Annotated in this window: 20 protein-coding genes; 9 read left to right on the top strand and 11 right to left on the bottom strand. The window is 63.8% G+C overall.

The genetic code is table 11. The features are described from left to right. Positions 1-8: 8 nt before the first annotated feature. Entirely contained in the window at positions 9-857 is an 849-nt protein-coding gene (gene kynA, locus AC07OE_RS06510) for a tryptophan 2,3-dioxygenase (RefSeq protein ID WP_495069746.1), read from the bottom strand. A gap of 28 nt (positions 858-885) precedes the next feature. Next, the gene (kynU, locus tag AC07OE_RS06505) at positions 886-2,169 is read right to left on the bottom strand and encodes a kynureninase (RefSeq protein WP_495069745.1); all 1,284 of its coding nucleotides are present in this window, start codon (positions 2,167-2,169) and stop codon (positions 886-888) included. Positions 2,170-2,291: 122 nt separating this feature from the next. On the opposite strand from kynU, the gene AC07OE_RS06500 reads away from it, so the two are divergent. Both AC07OE_RS06500 and AC07OE_RS06495 read left to right on the top strand, forming a co-directional pair. Beyond that, positions 2,292-2,768: an Lrp/AsnC family transcriptional regulator gene (locus AC07OE_RS06500; protein WP_495069744.1), complete on the top strand. Its 477-nt coding sequence runs from the start codon at positions 2,292-2,294 to the stop codon at positions 2,766-2,768. Between the two features lie 55 nt (positions 2,769-2,823). Further along, on the top strand, positions 2,824-3,315 hold the full coding sequence (locus AC07OE_RS06495; protein WP_495069743.1) for a hypothetical protein: 492 nt from the start codon (positions 2,824-2,826) through the stop codon (positions 3,313-3,315). Here AC07OE_RS06495 and AC07OE_RS06490 read toward each other — a convergent pair. The 6 genes from AC07OE_RS06490 to AC07OE_RS06465 form a co-directional block, all read right to left on the bottom strand. Continuing rightward, on the bottom strand, positions 3,312-3,629 hold the full coding sequence (locus AC07OE_RS06490; protein ID WP_495069742.1) for a YkgJ family cysteine cluster protein: 318 nt from the start codon (positions 3,627-3,629) through the stop codon (positions 3,312-3,314). The genes AC07OE_RS06495 and AC07OE_RS06490 overlap by 4 nt on opposite strands. Next, positions 3,622-3,945 carry a helix-turn-helix transcriptional regulator gene (locus AC07OE_RS06485; protein WP_495069741.1) on the bottom strand — a complete coding sequence of 108 codons (324 nt, stop codon included), beginning with the start codon at positions 3,943-3,945 and terminating at the stop codon, positions 3,622-3,624. The genes AC07OE_RS06490 and AC07OE_RS06485 overlap by 8 nt, the downstream gene beginning before the upstream one ends. A gap of 57 nt (positions 3,946-4,002) precedes the next feature. Then, positions 4,003-4,455, bottom strand: coding sequence for an AraC family ligand binding domain-containing protein (locus AC07OE_RS06480; protein ID WP_495069740.1), 453 nt, complete (start codon positions 4,453-4,455; stop codon positions 4,003-4,005). 23 nt (positions 4,456-4,478) lie between these two features. Next, positions 4,479-5,096, bottom strand: coding sequence for a LysE family translocator (locus AC07OE_RS06475; protein WP_495069739.1), 618 nt, complete (start codon positions 5,094-5,096; stop codon positions 4,479-4,481). A gap of 92 nt (positions 5,097-5,188) precedes the next feature. Continuing rightward, positions 5,189-6,151: an ornithine carbamoyltransferase gene (gene argF, locus AC07OE_RS06470; RefSeq protein WP_495069738.1), complete on the bottom strand. Its 963-nt coding sequence runs from the start codon at positions 6,149-6,151 to the stop codon at positions 5,189-5,191. Beyond that, on the bottom strand, positions 6,148-7,368 hold the full coding sequence (locus tag AC07OE_RS06465; protein ID WP_495069737.1) for an aspartate aminotransferase family protein: 1,221 nt from the start codon (positions 7,366-7,368) through the stop codon (positions 6,148-6,150). Before AC07OE_RS06465 ends, argF begins: the two co-directional genes overlap by 4 nt. 243 nt (positions 7,369-7,611) lie before the next feature. Between AC07OE_RS06465 and AC07OE_RS06460 the strand changes: the two genes are divergently transcribed. Then, positions 7,612-7,923 carry a DUF3579 domain-containing protein gene (locus AC07OE_RS06460; protein WP_495069736.1) on the top strand — a complete coding sequence of 104 codons (312 nt, stop codon included), beginning with the start codon at positions 7,612-7,614 and terminating at the stop codon, positions 7,921-7,923. Positions 7,924-8,043: 120 nt separating this feature from the next. Here AC07OE_RS06460 and rpsT read toward each other — a convergent pair whose 3' ends face one another. After that, on the bottom strand, positions 8,044-8,343 hold the full coding sequence (rpsT, locus tag AC07OE_RS06455; protein ID WP_094478292.1) for a 30S ribosomal protein S20: 300 nt from the start codon (positions 8,341-8,343) through the stop codon (positions 8,044-8,046). Positions 8,344-8,470: 127 nt separating this feature from the next. Between rpsT and murJ the strand changes: the two genes are divergently transcribed. Beyond that, positions 8,471-10,036 (top strand): murein biosynthesis integral membrane protein MurJ, encoded by a 1,566-nt coding sequence (gene murJ / locus AC07OE_RS06450; protein ID WP_495069735.1) that lies wholly within the window; start codon positions 8,471-8,473, stop codon positions 10,034-10,036. A 19-nt stretch (positions 10,037-10,055) separates the two neighbouring features. Further along, positions 10,056-10,910, top strand: coding sequence for a SirB1 family protein (locus AC07OE_RS06445; RefSeq protein ID WP_495069734.1), 855 nt, complete (start codon positions 10,056-10,058; stop codon positions 10,908-10,910). 18 nt (positions 10,911-10,928) lie between these two features. On the opposite strand, the gene AC07OE_RS06440 is transcribed toward AC07OE_RS06445, so the two are convergent. Together AC07OE_RS06440 and purM are read right to left on the bottom strand one after the other, a co-directional pair. Further along, complete coding sequence (locus AC07OE_RS06440) at positions 10,929-11,798, bottom strand: ParA family protein (RefSeq protein ID WP_495069733.1); 870 nt, start codon at positions 11,796-11,798, stop codon at positions 10,929-10,931. A gap of 134 nt (positions 11,799-11,932) precedes the next feature. Continuing rightward, positions 11,933-12,982 (bottom strand): phosphoribosylformylglycinamidine cyclo-ligase, encoded by a 1,050-nt coding sequence (gene purM / locus AC07OE_RS06435; protein ID WP_495069732.1) that lies wholly within the window; start codon positions 12,980-12,982, stop codon positions 11,933-11,935. Between the two features lie 68 nt (positions 12,983-13,050). Here purM and AC07OE_RS06430 point away from each other — a divergent pair, with 68 nt between their 5' ends. Genes AC07OE_RS06430 through pcnB form a run of 4 tightly spaced genes read left to right on the top strand, consistent with a single transcriptional unit; the run spans position 13,051 to position 17,114 of the window. After that, complete coding sequence (locus tag AC07OE_RS06430; protein WP_495069731.1) at positions 13,051-14,130, top strand: AI-2E family transporter; 1,080 nt, start codon at positions 13,051-13,053, stop codon at positions 14,128-14,130. Between the two features lie 9 nt (positions 14,131-14,139). Continuing rightward, positions 14,140-14,826: a DnaA regulatory inactivator Hda gene (gene hda / locus AC07OE_RS06425; protein ID WP_495069730.1), complete on the top strand. Its 687-nt coding sequence runs from the start codon at positions 14,140-14,142 to the stop codon at positions 14,824-14,826. Then, positions 14,823-15,509: a histidinol-phosphatase gene (locus AC07OE_RS06420; RefSeq protein ID WP_495069729.1), complete on the top strand. Its 687-nt coding sequence runs from the start codon at positions 14,823-14,825 to the stop codon at positions 15,507-15,509. Before hda ends, AC07OE_RS06420 begins: the two co-directional genes overlap by 4 nt. A gap of 30 nt (positions 15,510-15,539) precedes the next feature. Beyond that, entirely contained in the window at positions 15,540-17,114 is a 1,575-nt protein-coding gene (pcnB, locus tag AC07OE_RS06415) for a polynucleotide adenylyltransferase PcnB (RefSeq protein WP_495069728.1), read from the top strand.

Raw genomic sequence — 17,114 nt, 5'->3', positions numbered from 1 at the left:
CAATCCGTCTAGAGCGCCGTACGCAGCGACCAGATTTCAGGGAACAGCACCACGTCCAGCATCTTGCGCAGATAGCTCACGCCACCGGTACCACCCGTGCCACGCTTGAAGCCGATCACGCGCTCCACCGTGGTCACATGGCGGAAGCGCCAGAGTCGGAAGGCGTCTTCCAGGTCGGTCAGCTCTTCGGCCAGCTGGTACAGGTCCCAGTGTTCACGCGGCGCACGGTACACCTGCAACCAGGCCGCTTCCACACCCGCGTCGGCCACATAGGGCTGGGTCCAGTCGCGTTGCAGGTGGCTGGCGGGCACGGCAATGCCGCGGCGGGCCATCAGCTTGAGGGCTTCGTCGTACAGCGAGGGCGCTGCGTACGCGGCCTGCACCAGCGCCAGACGCTCGGGCGCATGGGCGTGGGGCTTGAGCATGGCGGCGTTCTTGTTGCCCAGCGAGAACTCGATGCAGCGGTACTGAAAGCTCTGAAAGCCGCTGCTGGCGCCCAGGTAGGGCCGCATGGCGGTGTACTCCGGCGGCGTCATGGTGGCCAGCACGTCCCAGGCGTGGACCAGCTGCTCCATGATCTTGCTCACACGCGCCAGCATCTTGAACGCGGGCGGCAGGTCGTCCTGCGCAATGTGCGCGATGGTGGCCGTCAGCTCGTGCAGCATGAGCTTCATCCACAGCTCGCTGGTCTGGTGCTGGATGATGAAGAGCAGCTCGTCATGCGTGGGCGAAAGCGGCTTCTGCGCCGACAGGATGGTGTCGATCTGCAGGTAGTCACCGTAGCTCATGCTCTGGCTGAAGTCGAGCTGGGCCTTCTCTTCTGCGACGATGGATTCGCCGGCCGAGGCAGCGTGCATAGGGCATCCGTTGGAGGGCGTGCTCATCTCAGGTCACCGCATGTTTCTGGTTGAACTCGGGCTTCTGCCATTCGCCAGTTTCCAGCACCTGGCGCAGGTGCTCCACGGCATTCCACACATCTTCAAACCCGATGTATAGCGGCGTCAAGCCGAAGCGCAGGATGTCCTTGTGCTTGCCGCCATCACCCGCACGGAAGTCACCAATCACGCCACGCGCAATCAGCGCCTGCACGATGGCAAACGCGCCTTCATCACGGGTGATGCAGACCTGCGAGCCGCGCTGGGCGTGGGCACGCGGGGTGGCCAGGCCCAGGCCATAGCCCTGGCAGCGCTCTTCCACCAGTTGGATAAACAGGTCTGTCAGCGCCAGCGACTTGGTGCGCAGCGCCGCCATGCCACCCAGTTTGTCGGCCGCTTCAAAGCCTTCCAGACCACAGCCCAGCAACGACATGCTCACGATGGGCTGGGTGCCACACAGGTAACGCGTGATGCCGGGGGCGGGCTGGTAGTCGGGCGTGAAGGCGAACGGTGCCGCGTGGCCCCACCAGCCAGACAGCGGCTGCCAGAAGCGATCCGCATGTTTGGGGTGCACCCACACAAAGGCCGGTGCGCCGGGGCCGCCGTTCAGGTACTTGTAGCCGCAGCCAATGGAGAAGTCGGCGTTGGACGCCTTGAGCGTGACGGGCACGGCGCCTGCACTGTGCGCCAGGTCCCACACCATGAGCGCGCCGGCGGCGTGGGCCGCGGCGGTCACAGCGGGCATGTCGTGCATGGCGCCGGTGCGGTAGTTCACGTGGGTGAGCATCAGCACGGCCACGTCGGCCGTCAGTGCGTCGGCAATCTCCTCCGGCTCCACCAGCTTGAGCGTGTAGCCGCGCTCCTTGCACAGGCCTTCGGCGATGTAGAGGTCGGTGGGGAAGTTGCTGTGCTCGCTGACGATGAGTTTGCGCTGCGGCGCGTCTTGCGCGGCAATGGACAGCGCGGCGGATAGCACCTTGAACAGGTTGATGGAGGTGGTATCGGTGGCCACCACTTCGTCGGCATCGGCACCAATCAGCGGGGCGATGCGGTTGCCCAGGCGCTGCGGCAGGCTGAACCAGCCGGCCGTGTTCCACGAGCGGATCAGGCCGTGGCCCCATTCCTGGGTGACCACTTCAGCGGCGCGTGCGGCAGCGGTTTTGGGCATCACGCCCAGGGAGTTGCCGTCCAGGTAGATCACGCCCTGGGGAATGTCGAACAGGTCGCGCAGGGGGCGCAGGGTGTCGGCCGCATCGCGGACGCGGCAGTCGTTCAAGGTGAGGGGTGTGGCCATGGTGTAGGAGGGGCTGGTTTTTGGAAATTATGTGTTGAGAGCTTTGGAATGTTGATATCTAATCTTTAGAATTTAAAAAATGGACTAAATTAGTCTTTTAAAGTGGTTTTTTGAAATAACTTATGCAACAAGTGACTGACAAAGCCGATCGGCTGCTGCTGCGGGCCCTGCAGGACAACGCTCGCCTGACCTCGGGCGAGCTGGCGCAAGCCGCCAATCTGTCTCAGTCGCCAACGTGGCGGCGGGTCAAGCAGTTGGAAGACAACGGCACCATCAAGGGTTACCACGCCGCGCTGGACCGGCGGGCGCTGGGTTACAGCGTGCTGGCGTTTGTGTTGATCGGTATTGATCACCAGAACGAGACATCGTCCCAGGCTTTTGTGCAGGCGGTGTCCGAGATTCCCGAGGTGGTGCAGTTCCACGCGATCTCGGGACAGGCAGACTTTTTGGTGGGGCTCGTGGCGCGCGATCTGGACCACTATTCCGAGCTGTTGCAACGCAAGCTGCACCGCCTGCCGGGCGTGCGGCAGGTGCAGTCGCATTTTTCGCTGCAGGAATTCAAGGGGCAGATGGCGGACCTGCCGGTTCCGTTGGGCTGAGCCGTTGCGCCAACACGTTCACAATGCATGTTTTGCAGAACCACAAGGAGCCGTCATGGATCATCGTAGAGTTTCTTTCCCATGGTCCGCACGTGCAGCAACCTGGGGGCTGGCCTGTCTGCTGTTGAGCTGCGCTGCCCACGCGGGCAAGCCGGACTGGGCCGGCAAAGGCAAGGGCAAGCACGGCGAAGAAGACCACCGGCAGGAGCAGGGTCCATCGGTGGACGTTCGGGTCGGTAGCTATTTTCGTGATGACCAGCGCCGGGCTGCGCAGGACTATTACGGCGGCCAGAAAGCCAAGGGCTTCTGCCCGCCCGGGCTCGCCAAAAAGAACAATGGCTGTATGCCCCCCGGCCAGGCCAAGAAATGGTCCCGGGGTCAGCCATTGCCCAGGGATGTGGTTTTCTACCCTTTGCCCAATCCGGTCATCGTGAAGCTGGGTGCGCCGCCTGCGGGCTACAAGTACGTGCGTGTGGCGAATGACATTTTGTTGATTGCCGTGGGCACCAGCATGGTGGTGGACGCGATTGAAGACCTGATGCGCTAAAGCGCGTCGAGCGCGGGCAAGCCTAGCTTGGCCCGTGCCCGCTTGCAACCCTCGCTGCCTTCCGACAGTGCGTGGCAAGGGGCGGGCCGCAGCGGGTAGATGCTGCAGCCCACCTGTTCGCCCACGGTGCCGGTGAGTGCCGTGCAACGGATGGGCACAGTGCCGGTGCCCCGCATGCGCCAGGTGTTGCCGTTGACCTCGTCGGCCAGTTCGGCCGGCACGGTTCCGCCTGCAAAAGCCATCTCGTAGACCGAAAACTCCACGCGAAAACAGGCGCAGCAAGCGCCGCAAGATGTGCAGGCCGATTCAGCCATGGGATGCAGCGGCGCCCAGGTCGCCCTGGTAGTTTTTGGGCGTGGTGCCGTGGCGGTTTTTGAAGTGGCGCTGGAAGTGCGCCTGGTCGGCAAAGCCCATCTGGTGGGCCACGTCGGCCAGGGCCGCGCCCTGTTTGAGCAACTGCTTGGCCCGGTTCAGCCGCAGGTCGATCTGGTAAGCGTGTGGCGTCTGGCCGTACGCCTGCTTGAACTTGCGGATCAGCGCAAAGCCGTCGAGCCCGCTGGCCGCTGCCAGCTCGGCCAGCGCCAGGGGTTGCTCCACGCGCGCATGCAGCAGGTCACGCGCCCGGGCCACGCCGTCATGATTGACAGAGTTTTCGGGCTCTAGCCCCCGTGGAACAAGCACATGCTGCTATAAAAATAGGAGCAACTGCTCATCCACCTGCAAAGGATCAGGCGTGCCGGTAAGGCCGTCCAGCAGTTCCACCAGTGCCTGGAAGATGGTGGCATCGTCGCTATGGTGGCGCGCCAAGGCCAGTTGCCGCGGTGCTGCTTGGGCGTCAAACGGCAGAAAGCTCTGGTGCATCCACTGCGCGTCCACATACAGCATGCGGTAGGACCAGGGCTGCTGCGGGCTGGGGTTGCAGGCATGGGCCAGGCCGGGTTCCATCATCACGGTCATGCCACGGCGCAGCGCCACGGCCTGCGTGCCATGGGTGTAGATCGCAGCCCCTGCATCAATGCAGCCCAGTGAATACTCGGCATGGGTGTGCGTCTGGTAGCTGTCGCTGGCCTGCGTGGTGGTGCGCAGCTCCAGGTGCGGCAGGCTGGTGTGGCGCGTAAATACGTGGGGGCTGGCGGGCATGCGGGGATGGTAAATCGAAACGCTCAGAGCAGGTCCACCATGTCCAGCACGGTGAGCACCAGCAGCCCCGCCATCACGCGGTTGAACAGCCGCTGGTGGTGGGCGGGTTGCAGCCACTGCCGGATCAACGTGCCCAGTGCGGCCCAGCAGGCCACGGAGCCGAAACAGACGACCCCGGAGATGGCGCAGAACAGCCAGAGCCGTAGGCCCGCGTTTTCACCCGCAGGCACGAACAGGCTCACGCCTGAGAGTGCCACCAGCCAGGCCTTGGGGTTGAGCCCTTGGGTGAGTGCGCCTTGCATGGCATTGCGCTGCCAGTGCGCACTCTGCGTGGGCGCCTCAGCAGTGTTCAAGGCTTGCGTGGGGGTCAGCGCAATCTTGGCGGCCAGGTAGAGCAGGTACATCGCACCGGCGTACTGCGTCACCGTGGCGAGTGCGGGCCAGGTCTGCAACAACCAGCCCATGCCACCACCCATGAGCAACACCACGGCACAGTAGCTAAGGCTGGCACCCGCCACATGGGGCAGGGCGCGCCAAAAGCCGTGGCGGGCGCCCTGGCTGGAGGCAATCACATTCACCGGCCCCGGCGAGATGGCCCCGGCCAGAGCAAACAGGGCCATCGATATCCACACTGCAGGCATTGCACGCTCCGTCCTTGTTGATCAAGGCCCGGAGTGTTGCGCGATGGCCGCGGTTTGTATTGAACGAAATTGCGCGGCGGACGCCGCAGGCCTTACAGCTTGCCCAGCAGCAGGTATTCCATGAGTGCCTTCTGCACGTGCATGCGGTTTTCCGCTTCGTCCCAGACCACGCTTTGCGGGCCGTCGATCACTTCGGCTTCCACCTCTTCGCCGCGGTGGGCGGGCAGGCAGTGCATAAAGAGGGCATCGGGCGCGGCCACGGCCATCATCTTGCGGTCCACGCACCAGGCGGCAAAGGCCTTGCGGCGCACCTCGTTCTCGGCCTCATAGCCCATGCTGGTCCACACATCGGTAGTGACCAGGTCGGCACCGGCGCAGGCCTCCATCGGGTTGCTATAGGTTTTGTAGCTTCCCGCGCCCATTTGGCGGGGGGCAGCGGCCGTTTTTTCATTCACTTCGTAGCCGCTGGGAGTGCTGACGCGCAGGTGGAAACCCAGCAGGGCGGCCGCCTGCAGCCAGGTGTTGGCCATGTTGTTGCCGTCGCCCACCCAGGCCACGGTCTTGCCTTCGATGGGGCCACGGTGTTCGATGTAGGTGAAGATGTCGGCCAGGATCTGGCAGGGGTGGAACTCGTTGGTCAGGCCATTGATGACGGGCACGCGCGAGTTGGCGGCAAAGCTTTCCAGCTTGGTCTGCTCGTAGGTGCGGATCATCACGATGTCGGTCATGCGGCTGATGACCTTGGCGCTGTCCTCGATGGGCTCGGAGCGGCCCAACTGGCTGTCGCCCGTGGTCAGGTGCACCACGCTGCCACCCAGCTGGTACATGCCGGCTTCAAAGCTCACGCGGGTGCGCGTAGAGGCTTTCTCAAAGATCATGGCCAGCGTACGGTCCACCAGCGGGTGGTGCTTTTCGAAGTTCTTGAACTTCTTCTTGATCAGCGCCGCGCGGGCCAGCAGGTAGTGGTATTCCTCGGTCTTGAAGTCGGCAAACTGCAGGTAATGCCGCACGGGCGGCGCGCCTTGGGGCAGGGTGCTGGGAACGACCGGGTTCATGCGGACTCCTTCAGCAGCGCAGAAATCAGCGGCGCCAGGATGGCCACGATCTGTTCGGCCTCGGCCGTGCTGAGAATCAGCGGCGGCACCAGGCGCACCACGGTGTCGGCGGTCACGCTGATCAGCAGGCCGGCATCCACGGCGCGCTGGGCCAGAACGCCGCAGGGCTTGGCCAGGTCGATGCCCAGCATCAGGCCCTGACCGCGGATCTCTTTCACGCCGCCGTTGGCGATCTCGGTGGCCAGCGCTTTGGCCAGAGCGGCTTTCAGGTGCGCGCCCACCTTGTCGGCATTGGCCAGCAGGCCCTCGGCTTCCATGATGCGGATGGTCTCGACCCCGGCACGCATGGACAAGGGGTTGCCGCCGAACGTGGAGCCATGGTTGCCGGGCTGGAAGATGCTGGCGGCCTTGGGGCCGACCACGACGGCACCCACGGGCACGCCAGAGCCCAGGCCTTTGGCCAAGGGCATCACGTCGGGCTGGATGCCGGCCCACTGGTGGGCAAACCACTTGCCGGTGCGGCCCATGCCGCACTGCACTTCGTCAATCATCAGCAGCCAGTCGCGCTTGTCGCACAGCGTGCGCACGTCGCGCAGGTAGTCCATGTGCATGGGGTTCACGCCGCCTTCGCCCTGGATGGCCTCGAAGAACACGGCCACCACATTGGGGTTGCCCTCGGTGGCTGCTTTCAGTTGCGCGATGTTGTTCACCGGCACACGGATGAAACCTTCCACCAGCGGGCCAAAGCCGGCCTGCACCTTGGGGTTGCCCGTGGCGCTCAGCGTCGCGATGGAGCGGCCATGGAAGGCTTTTTCATAGACCACCACTTCAGGGCGCTCAATGCCCTTGTCATGGCCAAATTTGCGGGCCAGCTTCAGGGCGGCTTCGTTGGCTTCCAGGCCGGTGGAGCAAAAGAACACGTTGGTCATGCCTGAGCGTTCGACCAGCAGCTTGGCCAGTTCTTCCTGCAGCGGCACGTGGTAGTAGTTGGAGGTGTGGATCAGCTTGGTCACCTGGTCTTGCAGCGCGGGCACCAGCTTGGGGTGGTTGTGGCCCAGCGTGTTGACGGCAATGCCGCCCAGCGCGTCCAGGTACTCGCGGCCGTTGGTATCCCACACGCGGCAGCCTTGGCCATGGCTCAGGGCGATGGGCAGTCGGCCATAGGTGTTCATCACGTGGGGTGAGGACGGCGTGGTGGCAGGCTTGGCGGCGGTCATGCAATAACTCCGGGGTTGGCTAGAAAACAAGGCGGCCCAACATGAACAAAGGCAGGTTGGGCCGTTGAAGCCTGATTTTAGGCGCAGGCCCCATGGCGGTTTGGTGACAAATGCACATCACAGTGATGCGCGGTTTGGTAACCCGGATGTCATCTGCATGACAGCGGAGCGGGTAGAATTCTTGTGCGGCGCAGCACCGTCTATGGACACCGTGCGACCTCTGCCGCCATAACCCTGTACCCGATGGCTTCCACTCCTTCCAAAGAACTCTACATCCTGGGACTGACCTTGCAAGGCAAGACGTTTCGCCCCAGCGACTGGGCAGAGCGGCTGGCCGGGGTGATGAGCCAGTTCCGCCCCGGCGGCCCCCAGCCGGGCAGCCATCTGGGTTATTCCCCGTGGTGTGTGCCCACCTCCATCGGGCAGACCAAGTGCGTGATCGTGCACCGCGATCTGCGCGATTACGACGTCATGGCCTGGGACTTCTGCCTGAACTTTGCGCGCGACAACGAGCTGCAGGTCAGCGAAACCCGTCCCGAAATTCCCGCTCGCTGAGCGACAGACACCCGGAAACAAAAAAGCCGTTCAGATGAACGGCTTTTCTGCTTTGCTGACAGCGCACCCACTACAAACGGCGAATCCTGACCAGCAGGATTCGTGCGATTGCCTAACGAGTTAGGCTGCGAGTGCCAAGGCTTTCACCTTGGTAGCCAAACGGCTCTTGTCGCGGGCTGCTTTGTTCTTGTGGAAGATGCCCTTGTCGGCCACGGTGTCCACCACGGCTTGCATCTTGGCAAACAGTTCAGCGGCTTTGGTCTTGTCACCGGCCACCACTGCTTTTTCCACGTTCTTCACCGCAGTGCGGTATTTGGAGCGCAGGGAAGTGTTCGCTGCGTTGATCTTGATGTCCTGGCGGACGCGTTTACGGCCCGACGCCAGGCGCGGGTTCTTTTTCTTGGGTTTTCCAGATGCCATAGTAAATATTCCTTGTGTCTGAGGATGTTGTCAGCAAAGCCCACGATTGTACCAGCAACGCCTTTTCCGGCCAAATCGTCCCCCGGGGGGCCGTTTTTGCAGCGGTGGGGGTGGGTACACTCCCCCTGTGAGCTTGATCAAATCTGTATCTACCGTGTCCCTGTGGACACTGGCCTCCCGCATTACCGGACTGGTGCGCGAGCTGCTGGTGGCGGCGATGTTCGGCGCCAGCGCCATGACCGACGCCTTCAATGTGGCCTTCCGCATTCCCAACCTGTTCCGACGCATTCTGGGGGAGGGGGCCTTCAGCCAGGCGTTTGTGCCCGTGCTGGCCACCACCAAGGCCCAGCACGGTGACGAAGCCACCCACCTGCTGGTGGACCGGGTCGCCACCTTGCTGGCCTGGGCGCTGGCATTGCTGTGTGCCGCCGGGGTGATTCTGGCGCCGGTATTGGTCTGGGGCATGGCCAGCGGCCTGCAAAAAGACCCGGAAGGCTACCGGGTGACCGTGGTCATGACGCGCTTCATGTTTCCCTATATTGGGTTCATGTCCCTGGTGGCCATGGCTTCGGGCGTGCTCAACACCTGGAAGCGCTTCGCGGTGTCGGCCGCCACCCCGGTGCTACTGAACCTGGCCATGATTGCAGCGGCCTGGCTGTTGGCGCCGTGGCTGCAAACCCTGGGTTGGCCCCCCATTTACGCCATGGCGATGGGCGTGATGTTGGGCGGTGTGCTGCAGCTGGCGGTGCAAATTCCCGCGCTCAAATCGCTGGGCATGCTGCCCCGCATCGGCCTGACCTGGCAGGCCGTGCGCCTGGCGGTCGCCGACCCCGAAACCCGCCGCATTGGCAGCCTGATGCTGCCAGCCTTGTTGGGCGTGGGCGTCGCGCAGATCTCGCTGGTGATCAACACCCAAATCGCCTCGCACCTGCCCACGGGTAGCGTGAGCTGGCTGACCTACGCGGACCGGCTCATGGAGTTTCCCACCGCCATGCTGGGCGTGGCCCTGGGCGTGGTGCTGATGCCCCAGCTCTCCGGGGCCAAGGCAGCGGGCGATGCGGACAAATATTCGTCATTGCTGGACTGGGGCTTGCGCATTGTGGTGCTGCTGGCCGTGCCCTGTTCGCTGGGGCTGTTGACCTTTGCCAAGCCCATCGTGGCGGTGCTCTACCACTATGGCGCGTTTTCCGAGGTGGATGTGCAGCAGACCACCAACGCGCTGATGGGCTGGGGGGCAGGTTTGGTCGGCATAGTGGCCATCAAGGTGCTGGCGCCTGGTTACTACGCCCGGCAGGACATCAAGACGCCCGTGCGCATTGCCGTGGTGGTGCTCATCATCACCCAGTTGCTGAACCTGGTGCTGGTTCCCGTGTTCAAACAAGCCGGTTTGTCTCTCTCCATCAGCCTGGGTGCGATGGTGAATGCGGGCTGGCTGCTGATCGGGCTGCTGCGCAGCAAGAGCTACCGCCCCGAGCCGGGCTGGGGCCGGTTTATGCTGCAGGTGCTGGCCGGTGCCGCACTGCTGGTGATTTACCTGCTGTGGGCGGCCGGGCTGGTGGACTGGGTGGCGTTGCGCAGCCATACTCTGTTGCGCATGGGCTGGCTGGCGATGCTGCTGCTGGGCGCCTCGGGGGTTTACCTGGGGGCCGTGTGGGCGGCCGGTCTGAACGTGCGGCAGTTTTTGCGCCGATAGGGAGCAACGGAGGGCAGCCATGCAACTGGATTTGTCGGTTCCTACGCCATTGGACTACTTTGCCGCGCTGGTTCACAGCGATGGCAACTTCGCGCTGTTTGAGGCCGCGGTAAGCCTGGCGCAGGACGAATACCCCGAGACCGATGTGCAAACCGTGCTCGGTGAGGTGGACCAACTGCTGGCACGCGTGCGCCGGCGCTTGGCACCCGATGCCTCGGCCCTGCAGCGCTTGCGCATCCTCAACCATTTCTTCTACCAGGACATGGGCTTTGGCGGCAACGTCAACAATTTCTACGACCCCGACAACAGCTTCGCCAGCGTGATGCTGCGCACGCGCCGCGGCATCCCGATTTCGCTGGCGGTGGTCTGGATGGAACTGGCGCAGGGGCTGGGCCTGTCCGCGCATGGCGTGGGTTTCCCGGGGCACTTCATGGTCAAGGTGAGCCTGCCCATGGGCCAGGCCGTGATCGACCCGCTGAGCGGCAAGTCGCTCAGTCGCGAAGAGCTCTCCGAGATGTTGGAGCCCTACCGCCGGCGCAGTGGCTTGGTGGACGACTTTGAGGCCCCGCTGGGGCTGTACCTGCAGGCCGCTACGCCGCGCGAGATTGTGGCGCGCATGCTGCGCAACCTCAAGGAAATCTACAAATCGCAGAAAGACTGGCAGCGTCTGCTGGCGGTGCAAGAGCGCTTGGTGGTGTTGCTGCCCGAGTCCTGGTCCGAGTACCGCGACCGGGGTATGGCCCATGCCCAACTGGGCCACCAGGAAGAAGCGCTGGCCGACCTGGAGTGCTACCTGGTGCGGGCCGAAGACGTGGTCGATGTGGACGCGATTGCCGAGCAGGTGGAATTGTTGCGCCGGCAGATCCGGCACTAACCGCGCTGTCGCGCCCGGCTAATGGCGACGCAAAAACTGCGGGACTGCGCTGGCGTACTGCGGCAGCGGGCTGACCAGCTCCATGCCATCGTCCCGACCTGATGTTTTCTGTGATGGCGTGAACACCGACAGGCGGTTGCCGTGTACCAGCGCTTCCTGCGCAGGCATGAGGCTCGCCGCACGGGATGCCTGGATGTTCTTGCTTACCACGGGTTTTTGGGTTTGGTCGGGCAACGGCGCAGGGGCTGGCGGTTGCAGACGCATCACGGGTTGCAGCCACTCCAGAATTGGCGCCCACTGGGCCAGGTCGGCCGCTTGGCCTGAGGCCGGCAGATCGAACAGGGTCTGGCCGTTTTCCAGGCTGCGCACATAGCCCTGGGTTTCCCGCAGCACGCCCAAAAACGGCACCGACTGGGCCTCGGCCCAGCTGCGCAGGGTGTCGGCGCCCTTGGTGCGCGCATCCAGCCGCATGCCCACTACGCCCAAGGCGCAGCGACCGGAGGCAACACGGGGCAGGGTCGCCAGCTCGGCCAGGCAGGCCGCGGCGGATTCGCGGTCAAACATGGAATTGCACACGGGCATCACGATGGCATCGGCGGACATGACGATGCGCGCCAGTTCAAAGCCATGCAGGCCACCCGGCGTGTCGAGCACCACGTGGGTGACGCCCGGTGGCACTTTCAGTACGTTCTTTTGGTCCAGCGCCCAGGGTGCGATGGCAGGAAGGGTGGGGCTGCGGCGTTTAAGCCAGGCCCGGGTACTTTGCTGGCGGTCTACATCACCGAGCATGACGGCCACGCCCTGGTGCGCCAACCAGGCGGCCAAGTGCGTAGACAGGGTGCTTTTTCCACTTCCGCCCTTGCGGTTGACGACTGCAATGACCGGCATGCTGCTCCGTGTGGTAACCAACGAAGCACAAAGTTTGGGCTAAAAAGTGCCAAAAGTCCAGATACTGCCTGTGCAGGCAGCTATAAATTTACTAGCACGGGGTGGCGCCGGGGCAACAGGCCCCGGTCTGCCTATCAGCCGACGACGACTTGTGCGCCGCTGCCTTGGGGCGCAATCACGCCAATGGTGTGCACCGATTCGCCGCTGGCACGCAGGGTGGCGGCCGTGGCTTCGGCGTTCGCGGCATCCACCACCACGACCATGCCAATGCCGTTGTTGAAGGTGCGGTTCATTTCGATGTCGTCAATGCCTGCGGTGGCTTGCAACCAAGCAAACAGTTCGCTTTGCGGCCAACTGCCCTTCTTCAGGTGGGCCGCCGTGCCTTCGGGCAGCACGCGGGGAATGTTCTCCAGCAGGCCGCCACCGGTGATGTGGGCCAGGGCCTTGATGGGGTGAGCGGCCAGTGCGGTCAGCACATTCTTCACATACAGGCGGGTGGGCTCCATGATGGCTTGCTTGAAGGGCTTGCCATCCAGGGTCGCGGGCACCGTGCCGGCGGCCTCAGCGCGTTCGATGCACTTGCGCACCAGGCTGAAACCGTTGGAGTGCACGCCGTGGCTGGCCAGGCCCAGCACCACGTCACCGGGTTTCACATCGGCGCCCGTCAGGATCTTGGATTTTTCGACCGCACCGACCGCAAAGCCGGCCAGGTCGTATTCGCCGGCGGGGTACATGCCGGGCATCTCAGCAGTTTCGCCGCCAATCAGGGCGCAGCCGGACAGCTCACAACCTTTGGCAATGCCGCCGACCACGGCCGCGGCGGTGTCCACATCCAGTTTGCCGCAGGCAAAGTAATCCAGGAAGAACAGGGGCTCGGCGCCTTGCACCAGCACGTCGTTCACGCTCATGGCCACCAGGTCGATGCCCACGGTGTCGTGCATGTTCCATTCAAATGCCAGCTTGAGCTTGGTGCCCACGCCGTCAGTGCCGCTCACCAGCACCGGTTCCTTGTAGCGTTTGGGCACTTCAAACAGGGCGCCAAAACCGCCAATGCCGGCCAGCACGCCTTCGCGCATGGTCTTTTTGGCCAGGGGCTTGATGCGTTCAACCAGTGCGTCGCCAGCAACGATATCGACACCGGCGTCTTTGTAAGAAAGGGGAGTGGGGGAGGCAGATTGGGTCATGGGAGGTGGCGTTTGGGGCAGAGCAGAGGCAGACCCCGATAGAATTTGCGCAGATTTTACCTTCCTCTATGCAACTCACCACCGCCCAAAAAAGATTCGCCGCCTGGACCCTGATTGCGGGCTTGGTGGTGATTGCGCTGTGGTTGTTGGCCCCTGTGCTTGCCCCCTTCGTGGTGGCAGCCGTGTTGGCCTATGCGCTGACCCCCTTGGTGGATTGGCTGGACGATGTCGGGCGTGGCCGGGTGCCACGCCTGGCCGCCGTGGTGGTGGTGGAGCTGATGTTTGTGGTGGTGTTGTTCAGTGTGCTGCTGCTCATCGTGCCCATCTTTGCCAAAGAGCTGCCGCTGATGCGGGAGCAGTTCCCGGTGCTGCTGGACAGCCTGAACAGCACGGTCAAACCCTGGCTGGCCCAGTGGGGCATCCGTGTCTCGCTGGATGTGGCCAGCATTAAGGGCTTTGTCATGAAGTACCTGAACGCCAATGTGGAAGATGCGCTGGCTTCGGTGCTCGCCTCCCTCAAATTGGGAGGCAGCGTGGCCTTTGCCATCATTGGCAATGCCATCCTGATTCCCGTGGCGCTGTTCTACCTGCTGATGGACTGGGACCGGTTTGTGAACCAGGTGCGCGACCTGGTGCCGCCGCGCCTGCGCGAGGGCGTGGACAGTTTCCTGGCCGAAGCGGATGAAGTGCTGGGCCAGTACCTGCGCGGCCAGTTGCTGGTCATGGTAATTCTGGCTGTGGGCTACAGCGTGGGCCTGGCTCTGTTCGGGCTGGACCTGGCCCTGCCCATTGGTATCTTCACGGGGCTGGCGATTGCGGTGCCCTACCTTGGGTTTGGCGTGGGGCTGGTGCTGGCCACTTTTGCCGGTTTGCTGGAGTTTTCCAGCGGCGGGTTGGTCTACCCGCTGGTCATGGTGGTGGTGGTGTACGGCCTGGGTCAGCTGGTGGAAAGCCTGTACCTGACGCCTCGCCTGGTGGGCGAACGCATTGGCCTGCATCCGCTGGCGGTGATTTTTGCGCTGCTGGCATTTGGGCAGCTGTTTGGTTTTGTCGGCGTGCTGATCGCGTTGCCGGCCAGCGCCGTGCTGCTGGTGGCCGTGCGGCGCATGCGGGCGGGCTATCTCGCCAGCCGTCTTTACTTGGGCTGAAACTTGGTGATGCAACAGATAGCGTTGGACATCGGATTGTCTGCCGGGCCGACGGTAGCCAACTTTTTTGCCGGCCCCAACGAGGCCGCGCTCAAGCACCTAGAGCTATGGATCGGAGCCAAGGGCAGCGCGCACAACCGCTCGCCTGTGCCCACCTACTTCTGGGGCCCAGAGGGCAGTGGCAAAAGCCATCTGCTCAAGGCGGCGCGCGAGGCGCTGCGCGAGCAGGGTGCCCGCGTGGGCTGGATGGACGCCAACGTGCTGGAGCCCGCTGAGTTTGAGGAGGGCTGGGCCGCGGTGCTCATGGACGATGTGCACCTGTACACCGCCGAGCAGCAGCACATGGCCTTCAACTGGTTTGTGAACGCCCAGACCCACCAGCGCCCGGTGCTGGCGGCGGGTGAATTTGCCCCCGTGGAGCTGAAGCTGCGCGACGACCTGCGCACTCGCCTGGGCTGGGGCCATATTTTTGGCCTGCAGTTGCTGAGCGAACCCGAGCGCCGCGCGGTGCTGCGCCAGGCTGCCGATGCGCGCGGGGTGTTTCTGAGTGATGAGGTGATGGACTTCATGCTCAACCGCTTCAGCCGCGACCTGGGCAGCCTCATGGAGCTGCTGGAACTGATGGACGGCTACGCCCTGCAAACCCAGCGCGCCATCACGATTCCGATGATCAAAGCCATGCTGGACAACCAATGACTCTCAAGAAACTGGCCTTATTTGATCTGGACCACACGCTGATCCCTCTGGACTCGGACTACGCCTGGGGCGAGTTCACCACCGCCCGTGGCTGGACCGATGCGGCCGAGTTCAAGCGCCAGAACGATGCGTTCTATGAGCACTACAAGGCCGGCACCCTGGATGTGCACGCCTACGTGCGCTTTGCCACGGCGGCGATCGTGCGCCAGGGTGCTACCAATTCCATAGCTGCCCACGAAGATTTCATGGGGGCTGTGATCCAAAAGGCCATCACACCCCAAGCGCTCAAGCTGGTGCAGGATCACCAGGTGGCGGGCGACACGGTGATCGTGGTGACCGCCACCAACGCCTTTGTCACTCGCCCGATTGCCAAAGCTTTTGGCGTGGACGAGCTGATTGCGGTGGAGCTGGAACGCGACGCCGCACCGGGCGGTACCGGTTGGTACACCGGCGAGATTGCCGGCGTACCGTCCTTCCGCGAAGGCAAGGTCACGCGGGTGAACCAGTGGCTGACCGACCACGGGCTGGACTGGGGCCAGGTGCACACCACCTTCTACTCCGACTCGCTGAACGACCTGCCGCTGCTCGAAAAGGCCACCGTTCCCGTGGCCACCAACCCTGACGCGCGGCTGCGCGCCCTGGCCCAAGAGCGCGGATGGCGCATACTTGACCTCTTTCCCTGACCCGCGGCCCTGACCGCTTGGAACCTTCTCTTGATCAAGAAATTCATCGACAAATTGCTGGGCAAAGCCCCGTCCGCCGTGGGCAAGAAGCCCCAGTTCGGCAAACGGGTGGAAGTGCCTGTCTCTGTGCACGGCATCGACCCTAACCTGGTGGACGAGCGCGCCATCCATGTCGTGCGCACCCTGCAGCAAGCCGGATTTGAAGCCTATGTGGTGGGCGGTGCCGTGCGCGACCTGCTGGTCGGCCTGCGCCCCAAAGACTTTGACGTCGCCACCAACGCCACGCCCGAACAGGTCAAGGGCCTGTTCCGCCGCGCCTTCATCATTGGTCGGCGTTTTCGCATCGTGCACGTGGTCTATGGCCGCGGACGCGAGCATGAGGTGATCGAAGTCTCCACTTTCCGAGCTTACCTGGACAATGCCGCGGCCGAGCAGGTGGCGGGCAACGAAAAGACCAGCAAGAGCGAGCTGGCGGGCATGAAGCACGCGGTGGACTCCACCGGCCGCGTGCTGCGTGACAACGTCTGGGGCCCGCAGGAAGAAGACGCGGTGCGCCGCGACTTCACCATCAATGCCATGTACTACGACCCCGAGACACAGATCGTGGTGGATTACCACAATGGCCTGAAAGACGCCAAGAGCCGCACGCTGCGCATGATTGGCGATGCCGCCACGCGCTACCGCGAAGACCCGGTGCGCATCATCCGCGCCATCCGTTTCTCCGCCAAGCTCAGTCCGTTGGGCTTCAAGCTCGAAGCTAAAACCTCCGGACCGCTGATCAGGAGCCAAAGCCTGCTGAACGACGTGCCGCAAAGCCGCCTGTTTGATGAAATGCTCAAGCTGCTGCAGACCGGCCACGCACTGGCCTCGGTGGAGCAACTCAAGGTGCTGGGCATGGCACGCGGCATCTACCCGCTGCTGGATGTGGTGGTGGAGCGCGCCGAGCAGGGCATCGTGGCCGCCGCATTGAAGGACACCGACCGCCGCGTGGGCGAAGGCAAGCCTGTCGCGCCCAGCTTTTTGCTGGCCTGCGTGCTTTGGTCCGATGTGCGCGACGGCTGGGCCCAGCGCATCCGCACCGGCCAGCACAGCCATCCCGCGCTGCAGGACGCGATCGAAGACGTGTTCAACGCCCGCATTGGCGATGTGTCCGGCCGCGGCAAACTGGCTGGCGACATGCGCGAGATCTGGCTCATGCAGCCCCGCTTTGAAAAGCGCGTGGGCAGCACCCCATTTGGCATGGTGGAGCAACCGCGCTTCCGCGCGGCGTTCGATTTCATGCGCCTGCGCGCCGATGCGGGTGAGATTGACGACGTGCTGGCGGACTGGTGGCAGGAATTCAGCATGGCCAGTGACGACCTGCGCCAGGACATGGTGGACCAGGTGCGCGCCGAGCAGCAGCAACGCAAGCAGACCCCGCGCGTACACCGCGCGCCCAAGGACACTGCGCCCGCCCAGGTCAAACCCGCTGTGGGAGGTGACGATGCGCCGGAGGCCGAATTTCCCTCGGACGTGAGCGACGCACCCCGCAAGCGCCGCCGTCGCCGCCGTTCTGGCGCGGCCAAAGGCGCCGGGGATGGCAGCGGCGCTGGCGGCGCCGAGTAA

This window comes from Rhodoferax sp. GW821-FHT09E07, from assembly GCF_059416145.1.
The sequence above is the reverse complement of the archived record's forward strand: the minus strand, read 5'-3'. Positions and strand labels throughout refer to the sequence as shown.

What these genes read in the sequence shown, in the direction of transcription:
- AC07OE_RS06490 (WP_495069742.1), bottom strand. Translation starts at nt 3,629, where the DNA reads ATGGCTGAATCGGCCTGCACATCTTGCGGCGCTTGCTGCGCCTGTTTT.
- AC07OE_RS06500 (WP_495069744.1), top strand. Translation starts at nt 2,292, where the DNA reads ATGCAACAAGTGACTGACAAAGCCGATCGGCTGCTGCTGCGGGCCCTG.
- AC07OE_RS06420 (WP_495069729.1), top strand. Translation starts at nt 14,823, where the DNA reads ATGACTCTCAAGAAACTGGCCTTATTTGATCTGGACCACACGCTGATC.
- AC07OE_RS06440 (WP_495069733.1), bottom strand. Translation starts at nt 11,798, where the DNA reads ATGCCGGTCATTGCAGTCGTCAACCGCAAGGGCGGAAGTGGAAAAAGC.
- AC07OE_RS06475 (WP_495069739.1), bottom strand. Translation starts at nt 5,096, where the DNA reads ATGCCTGCAGTGTGGATATCGATGGCCCTGTTTGCTCTGGCCGGGGCC.
- AC07OE_RS06460 (WP_495069736.1), top strand. Translation starts at nt 7,612, where the DNA reads ATGGCTTCCACTCCTTCCAAAGAACTCTACATCCTGGGACTGACCTTG.
- AC07OE_RS06495 (WP_495069743.1), top strand. Translation starts at nt 2,824, where the DNA reads ATGGATCATCGTAGAGTTTCTTTCCCATGGTCCGCACGTGCAGCAACC.
- rpsT (WP_094478292.1), bottom strand. Translation starts at nt 8,343, where the DNA reads ATGGCATCTGGAAAACCCAAGAAAAAGAACCCGCGCCTGGCGTCGGGC.
- argF (WP_495069738.1), bottom strand. Translation starts at nt 6,151, where the DNA reads ATGAACCCGGTCGTTCCCAGCACCCTGCCCCAAGGCGCGCCGCCCGTG.
- AC07OE_RS06445 (WP_495069734.1), top strand. Translation starts at nt 10,056, where the DNA reads ATGCAACTGGATTTGTCGGTTCCTACGCCATTGGACTACTTTGCCGCG.
- AC07OE_RS06465 (WP_495069737.1), bottom strand. Translation starts at nt 7,368, where the DNA reads ATGACCGCCGCCAAGCCTGCCACCACGCCGTCCTCACCCCACGTGATG.
- AC07OE_RS06480 (WP_495069740.1), bottom strand. Translation starts at nt 4,455, where the DNA reads ATGCCCGCCAGCCCCCACGTATTTACGCGCCACACCAGCCTGCCGCAC.
- purM (WP_495069732.1), bottom strand. Translation starts at nt 12,982, where the DNA reads ATGACCCAATCTGCCTCCCCCACTCCCCTTTCTTACAAAGACGCCGGT.
- hda (WP_495069730.1), top strand. Translation starts at nt 14,140, where the DNA reads ATGCAACAGATAGCGTTGGACATCGGATTGTCTGCCGGGCCGACGGTA.
- kynA (WP_495069746.1), bottom strand. Translation starts at nt 857, where the DNA reads ATGCACGCTGCCTCGGCCGGCGAATCCATCGTCGCAGAAGAGAAGGCC.
- kynU (WP_495069745.1), bottom strand. Translation starts at nt 2,169, where the DNA reads ATGGCCACACCCCTCACCTTGAACGACTGCCGCGTCCGCGATGCGGCC.
- AC07OE_RS06430 (WP_495069731.1), top strand. Translation starts at nt 13,051, where the DNA reads ATGCAACTCACCACCGCCCAAAAAAGATTCGCCGCCTGGACCCTGATT.